Origin of the sequence: Meiothermus rufus DSM 22234 (genome assembly GCF_000423425.1) — a bacterium.
Lineage (GTDB): Bacteria > Deinococcota > Deinococci > Deinococcales > Thermaceae > Meiothermus > Meiothermus rufus.
This window is the reverse complement of sequence record NZ_AUHY01000095.1, coordinates 1-6,516: the sequence shown is the minus strand read 5'-3', so window position 1 is coordinate 6,516 and position 6,516 is coordinate 1. Positions and strand designations below refer to the sequence as shown.

Sequence of the window (6,516 nt, the reverse complement as noted above, 5' to 3'; positions counted from 1 at the left end):
CAACGGTGGTAAACTGCACCTGGGGAACCTCCTTTCTTGGTTGGTTCCCCTCTTTTTATCCCAGCTTAGAGTCTCACATGTGTTTGTCCGGGTTCAGAGCCTTCCTCGAGCCCTTGCCAAAGACCCTGTTCTGTTGCGAATCTAGACGCTACTTTTGAATAAGACCTTCTGTGAAAAATGCTGCAAAGAAGCCTGGGTCAAATAACCCAACCCCTGCTGAACAGACATGTCATACTACCAGTACCCTTTGGAGCGACGCAGTGGCCCATTGGACGATGTATCTCGAGGGGAGATACCATTCAGACCCAAACTACTTCAAAGCCACGGCGGGGTCTCTGAAGGAGCTGGACAGGCAGCGGCTCGAGGGGAGCCGCGCCTTCCTTTTGGGGCTTAACACAGATAAGCAATTAGTCGCCCCAGGGCAATCACCGCAACCCAGACCACCAGCGAGACGAGGGCGGCCAGCCTGGCGGCAAGGGGTGGGCCTACACCTTGGTTCCAATGCTGCACATTGCGCCCAACACGGGTGTGAAAAACCCAGGCGTTCAGCCCGGCCAAACCGATCAGGGCCATCTTGCCTAAAAAAATCGGGCTGACCCCAATGCTTTGGGCATCGGGTAACAGCAGTAAAAAGCCACTGGGGGCTGCCAGAGCAAAGCCGAACCAGGCCATCGGAAGCAAGTGAGCCGCCATCTGCTGCACCGGAATATGCAGGGAAAAACCTAGCAGGCGCAGATCGAATAGAGCGGCAGCCCCCACCAGGAGGCAAAAACCAAGAATGTGCAGGATTTCTACGGCTGGATAAAGCCAAGCCGACTGGCGCATGGCCAGGGCCGCTGGGGTAGTGTGCAACCAGTTTAGCCAGGAAGTCCAGGTTTCCGACATCAGCGCAGCTCGACGGTTTTGCCCTCCACGATGATGCGCTCAGCCCGCATCTCTTGACGCTCGGTGCGGTGGGGGTAACCTACCACCGTAACCTGGGCTCCTACCTTAAGGCTGCTGTTGGGCAGCCCCCGGGCCTCCATCCTCGAGGGTGGGGCCAGCACCACATACCACCTGCGCTGCATCGTCAAGCCGGTGGGTGGAACCTCGATCCAGATGGTGGCATGGGGGAACTCGAAGGTCACTTCGGTGATGGTGCCGGTGGCCTGAAACATGCGGCTGGCATCGTAGCTGCTCCAGCCGTGATGGGCCAGGGCCAGGCCCAGTAACAACACTGCAGCGAACCAGGTTTTCTTCATATGCCCTCCTTTTCCCAAAGCAACAGTGATGTGTTTATATTCAGGGGCAACAGTACTGGACTATGTAGGAGGGCTTACGCTATGTGGGTTTTTTGAGAAGGCAGGCACCTGGATTAAGCAGCCCCCGCGGTATGGGTGTAAACTAACCCCAACCTACGACCAGGTTGTTAAAAAGGCCTGCTGCACCTGCCAACCCTGTCAACCAGCAGACACAGCCTGTCGTGGTGTTGAACTAACCATTCAGGAGATCGGTCATGCAGAAGATAACCCGGTTGGGATGGCTGATGTTGCTATTGGTACTGGCGGCCTGTGGGCAGTCGAACCTGGTAGAGACCCCTGCTGAACTCGAGATCTTGCAAGACATGCGCCGACTGGGGGTGGAGCCTGAGGCCATTGCAGCCTACGAAGCGTCCCTTCAGAACCTCAGCACCGCCCGCCAGGAGGTAGAAAGCCTGAGTGCAGGTGACCTGCAGCTGGTGCAGATGATTGCTCTGGGCAGCATTGCCAACTACGACAGCTATTATACCGCACAGGCCAACTACCCGCAGTTCGACTGGAGCCGTGACGGTTGCTCGGCTCCGGAAGGCCTGGGCCTGGGCTACCGCGAAACCTTCCGGCCTGCTTGCAACGTTCACGACTTTGGCTATGCCAACTTTCCCCGCTTCCCCACCCTGTACAACGAGACCGGGCGTCGGCTTGCCGACGATAACTTCCTGGTTAACATGAACAGCATCTGTCGCCCTAAGAGCTTCCTGAGCCGGGCAGCCTGCTACTCGGCGGCCTACACCTACTACAGCGCTGTGCGGGTTGCTGGCTGGGCCTACTTCTACGACTAGGTGCCGTTTGGCTTGAAGCTGCTCTGACTATCTATCCAGGGCTCGTATGGCTAGGCCAACTTCTCGGCAGGGAAGCGCCGACTGGGGTTCACATATTCTTCCTGGGCGGCGATGAGCTGAATTTCGCGGGTGTTCATTTGATGGGTAAGGAGCAGCATGTTGTACATGGCCGAGACTGCATTCTCCAGGCTGAGTGCAACATCGCCGGTCTGGAGGTAATGGCCCAAAAACAAAGCTGCAATGGCATCGCCGGTGCCGTTGCGAGGGGGCTCGAGAGGAATGCGGGGAGTGCGCACCAGCCACGCACCGCCATCGGCTACCGCCAGGGTCTCGATACTGCCCTCAGGGGCGCCTTCGCGTAGCATGCTGGTCACGACCACAATGCGCGGGCCGCCCTGGTGGATATGGGCGCGAACAATGTGGGCTGCCTCCAGCACCTCCCGCAGGGTTTTGGCCGAAAGCTCGGTGAGCAATTCCAACTCGAACTGGTTGGGGGTGATGATATCGGCCTGGGGCAACACCTGATGCTTGATGATCTCGGGAATCTCGGGCCGCACGAAAAGACCCCGTCCCTCGTCGCCCATCACCGGGTCGCAGCAGAACAGTGCATTGGGATTGAGCTGGCGCACCCTGGTCAGGGCCGACAGAATGGCCTCGGCAGTGCCGCCGCTGCCCATGTAACCCGATAGCACGGCATCGCACTGGCCCAGCACATCGCGCTCGGCGATACCTTCGACCACTGCTGTGAGGTGCTCTGGCGGCATGATCATGCCCTTCCACTGCCCGTAGCCGGTGTGGTTGGAAAACTGCACGGTGTGAACAGCCCAGACCTCGAAGCCCATGCGTTGCAGAGGAAAAACCGCAGCAGCATTGCCGGCGTGACCATAAGAAACCCAGCTTTGAATGGAGAGAATATTGCGGGGCGGCTGCATGGGGGCAGTCTATCGTACTCTTGACACCAAACGGCAGGGAACGGGCTGGATGGGCGTGTTTATTGCTATCCGAGGGTTTTGAGGGCCAGCCGGTAGGTCTGGGCATGGGCCGCGATGGTGATCTGGGGGTCGCGGTTGTACCCCCCACCCATCACCACCACCAGAGGCCGGTTGGCCTCCCGTACCTTTTCCAGCACCCTTCGGTCGCGCTCGGCCAGCCCCTCCAGGCTTAGTCCTAAGCGGCCAAAGCGGTCGTTGCCCAGCACGTCTACGCCAGCGTTGAAGAAAACCAGATCGGGGGCGAAGGCAAAGGCCTGCGCTAGGGCTGGCTCGAGGGCCTCGAGGTAGGCTTGATCCCCGACGCCATCGGCCAGACCTATGTCCAGGTCGCTTTGTTCTTTTCGCAAAGGGTAGTTGCGCTCGGCGTGTACCGAGAGGGTATAGACCGAAGGGTCGGCCTGAAACAAAGCCGCTGTGCCATTGCCCTGGTGGGCGTCTAGGTCTACCACCAGCACCCGGCCTCTCCAGCCTTCGGCCCGTAGCTGGGCGATGGCTACCGCCACATCGTTGAACAAGCAGTAGCCCTCGGCCCGGTCGGCGTAGGCGTGGTGGGTGCCCCCAGCCAGGTTGAGGCCCAGGCCGGTTTGCAGGGCATCCTGGGCGGCAGCCAAGGTGCCACCAGTGGCGTAAAGGGCCCGGCTGAGCAGGCTGCCGCTCCAGGGCAGCCCCACCTTGTGCGCTTCCTGGCGGCTTAGCCCTTCGGAGCGAAGCTTGTTCAAGTAGGTGGGGCTATGCACCAGGGCCAGTGTTTCCCAGGTTACCGCTGGGGCGGGCTCTACCTTGAGTGTCTCCCCGAGTGCCTCGGCTACCCCAGCGTATTTGTATTTGGGAAAAGGGTGATAGTCCGGAAGCTCGAGCTGGCAGTGAGCGGTGGAGTAGGCACGGTGCATGACTCTAAGATGGCACGAAAACCTTGGGGTTTTTGTGGCGTGCCAAAGTTTCCATATCTTTCACAAAGCTAATTGCTACGCTCATCCTGCCTGGCCTCGAGCCACCCCTGCTCAAAAGGTTCCCCTTAGGAACTCCTCGGGGCCAGGCTAAATTGAGTGTGGATTCATCTGTATTCAGCCACGAATTCATCCCACCCCTCAAAGAGGGGTTTTATTTTTTGCGGGAGTTAGCGCGGCATTACAACCGCTCGAGCTGGGCCCGTAGGGCTTGGGCTCTTTCGCGCAGAGGGGTGGGCTGGGGGTGGGCCTGCTCGAACTGCAGGATGGCCTGAGGGTGGATGTGGTGTTCGTCGGGGTTGCCAAACAGGGAGTTGAGCAGGGCAAACTCCTCCTGGGAACGTAAGGAGGCGTCCTCTCGGAACATGTTGAGGTAGGTCCAGGCGAACTGCGGCTCGCTGATGACCCCGCTTAGGTAGGCGTCCAGCAAGCGCTTGTAAGGCTCGAGGTCGCTCCGCCCCCCTTCCTGTGGGGTTTCTTTGGGCAGGTCGGGAAGGTGCTGGGCAAAGAGGGCCTCGAGGTTCTCTAAGGTGATCGCCCAGTTGTTCAACTCAAACAGAGGTTGGCCATTTTTGAACAAGATGATCTGGGGTGAGTGGTGCACGATGCCCGTGCGCTCAGCGACCCGGTTGGAGGCCGGACGGTGCTCAACCACCCGGATGATGCCCACGGGGATGCTAGGCCGCTCGCGTAGTACCTTTTCCACATTTCCCCAGCCCTGCATGGTTTTGTGGCAGGTACCGGCTTTGAAGATAGCGGTAATGGGCTGACTGTCGATGAAGGCATCGGCTTCCTCGGGGGTGGTGATGGCGTACATGCGCTCTCTCATACCCTCGAGTCTAGCGGCCAAAACGAGGGGTAAACGTTGGCCGAAACACTCAAAAAAAAGCCGCCCCGAAGGGCGGACAAGGAAACCTTTATTAGCACAGGTTAGGCGAGTCTTCGTCTGGTTCAGCTACGACGGGCCACCAGACCTGCGCCATGAGTGGCGCTACAGGACTCCTTAGAAAGGAGGTGATCCAGCCGCACCTTCCGGTACAGCTACCTTGTTACGACTTAGCCCCAGTCATGAGCCTTACCCTAGGCGCCTGCCTGCGGCTCCCGGCGACTTCAGGTAAAACCCACTCCCATGGCTTGACGGGCGGTGTGTACAAGGCCCGGGAACGTATTCACCGCGACATGGCTGATTCGCGATTACTAGCGATTCCGGCTTCATGGAGTCGAGTTGCAGACTCCAATCCGAACTGAGCCCTGTTTTTTGCGATTGGCTCCCCCTCGCAGGGTCGCAGCGCTTTGTGCAGGGCATTGTAGCACGTGTGTCGCCCAGGTCGTAAGGGCCATGCGGATCAGACGTCATCCCCGCCTTCCTCCTACTTTCGTAGGCAGTCTGGCTAGAGTGCCCAGCCGTACTGCTGGCAACTAGCCACAAGGGTTGCGCTCGTTGCGGGACTTAACCCAACATCTCACGACACGAGCTGACGACGACCATGCAGCACCTGTGTTAGGGTTCCCTCGCGGGCACCCCCGGCTTTCACCAGGGTTCCCTACATGTCAAGACCTGGTAAGGTTCTTCGCGTTGCTTCGAATTAAACCACATGCTCCACCGCTTGTGCGGGCCCCCGTCAATTCCTTTGAGTTTCAGCCTTGCGGCCGTACTTCCCAGGTGGAGTGCTTAACGCGTTAGCTTCGGCACCCAACAGTCGTCGGACACCCAGCACTCATCGTTTAGGGCGTGGACTACCCGGGTATCTAATCCGGTTTGCTCCCCACGCTTTCGCGCCTCAGCGTCACCAATCGTCCAGGTAGCTGCCTTCGCTATTGGCGTTCCTTCCGGTATCTGCGCATTTCACCGCTACTCCGGAAATTCCGCTACCCTCTCCGACCGTCTAGCCTCACAGTATCCAACGCACCCCCGAAGTTGAGCTTCGGTCTTTAGCATCGGACTTGAGAGACCGCCTACACGCCCTTTACACCCAGTAAATCCGGGTAACGCTCGCACCCTCCGTATTACCGCGGCTGCTGGCACGGAGTTAGCCGGTGCTATTACCTGGGTACCGTCATTATCGTCCCCAGTTCAGAAGTTTACACCCCGAAGGGCTTCGTCCTTCAAGCGGTATCGCTCCGTCAGGCTTTCGCCCATTGCGGAAGATTCCTAACTGCTGCCTCCCGTAGGAGTGGGGTCCGTGTCTCAGTACCCCTGTGGCTGACCATCCTCTCAGACCAGCTACGCGTCGTCGGCTTGGTAGGCCTTTACCCCACCAACTACCTGATGCGCCGCAGGCCCATCCTAAAGCGCCTAAAGGCTTTAGACAAATCCCACTAAGACTTGTCCACATCCAGGATTAGCCAGAATTTCTCCTGGTTGTCCCAGACTTTAGGGTAGGTCACCTACGTGTTACTCACCCGTCCGCCACTGGCTGCCGAAACAGCCCGTCCGACTTGCATGTCTTAGGCATACCGCCAGCGTTCACCCTGAGCCAGGATCAAACTCTCCAAAACA

General features: G+C 58.8%; 6 protein-coding genes and 1 rRNA gene. 1 reads left to right on the top strand and 6 read right to left on the bottom strand.

Annotated features, from left to right (window positions below):
• Nucleotides 1–390 precede the first annotated feature (390 nt).
• The gene (locus tag G552_RS0113095) at nucleotides 391–885 is read right to left on the bottom strand and encodes a hypothetical protein (protein ID WP_027883424.1); all 495 of its coding nucleotides are present in this window, start codon (nucleotides 883–885) and stop codon (nucleotides 391–393) included.
• Entirely contained in the window at nucleotides 885–1,241 is a 357-nt protein-coding gene (locus G552_RS0113090) for a DUF6152 family protein (RefSeq protein WP_027883423.1), read from the bottom strand. Before G552_RS0113090 ends, G552_RS0113095 begins: the two co-directional genes overlap by 1 nt.
• 254 nt (nucleotides 1,242–1,495) lie before the next feature.
• On the opposite strand from G552_RS0113090, the gene G552_RS0113085 reads away from it, so the two are divergent.
• The gene (locus G552_RS0113085) at nucleotides 1,496–2,077 is read left to right on the top strand and encodes a phospholipase A2 (protein WP_027883422.1); all 582 of its coding nucleotides are present in this window, start codon (nucleotides 1,496–1,498) and stop codon (nucleotides 2,075–2,077) included.
• Nucleotides 2,078–2,127: 50 nt separating this feature from the next.
• Here the strand turns inward: G552_RS0113085 and pdxY are convergent, their stop codons facing one another.
• The 4 genes from pdxY to G552_RS0113065 all read right to left on the bottom strand — a co-directional run bounded on the left by pdxY (nucleotide 2,128) and on the right by G552_RS0113065 (nucleotide 6,515).
• Nucleotides 2,128–3,009, bottom strand: a complete 882-nt coding sequence (gene pdxY / locus G552_RS0113080) for a pyridoxal kinase PdxY (RefSeq protein WP_027883421.1) — start codon at nucleotides 3,007–3,009, stop codon at nucleotides 2,128–2,130.
• Nucleotides 3,010–3,074: 65 nt separating this feature from the next.
• Nucleotides 3,075–3,959, bottom strand: coding sequence for a histone deacetylase family protein (locus tag G552_RS0113075; RefSeq protein ID WP_027883420.1), 885 nt, complete (start codon nucleotides 3,957–3,959; stop codon nucleotides 3,075–3,077).
• Between the two features lie 238 nt (nucleotides 3,960–4,197).
• The gene (locus G552_RS15570; protein WP_036270943.1) at nucleotides 4,198–4,845 is read right to left on the bottom strand and encodes a monothiol bacilliredoxin BrxC family protein; all 648 of its coding nucleotides are present in this window, start codon (nucleotides 4,843–4,845) and stop codon (nucleotides 4,198–4,200) included.
• A gap of 178 nt (nucleotides 4,846–5,023) precedes the next feature.
• Nucleotides 5,024–6,515 (bottom strand): 16S ribosomal RNA (locus G552_RS0113065).
• Nucleotide 6,516 lies beyond the last annotated feature (1 nt).

Excerpts from the sequence above, each read along its gene's own strand:
- G552_RS0113095 (WP_027883424.1), bottom strand. The coding sequence starts at position 885 with ATGTCGGAAACCTGGACTTCCTGGCTAAACTGGTTGCACACTACCCCA.
- G552_RS0113090 (WP_027883423.1), bottom strand. The coding sequence starts at position 1,241 with ATGAAGAAAACCTGGTTCGCTGCAGTGTTGTTACTGGGCCTGGCCCTG.
- G552_RS0113085 (WP_027883422.1), top strand. The coding sequence starts at position 1,496 with ATGCAGAAGATAACCCGGTTGGGATGGCTGATGTTGCTATTGGTACTG.
- pdxY (WP_027883421.1), bottom strand. The coding sequence starts at position 3,009 with ATGCAGCCGCCCCGCAATATTCTCTCCATTCAAAGCTGGGTTTCTTAT.
- G552_RS0113075 (WP_027883420.1), bottom strand. The coding sequence starts at position 3,959 with ATGCACCGTGCCTACTCCACCGCTCACTGCCAGCTCGAGCTTCCGGAC.
- G552_RS15570 (WP_036270943.1), bottom strand. The coding sequence starts at position 4,845 with ATGAGAGAGCGCATGTACGCCATCACCACCCCCGAGGAAGCCGATGCC.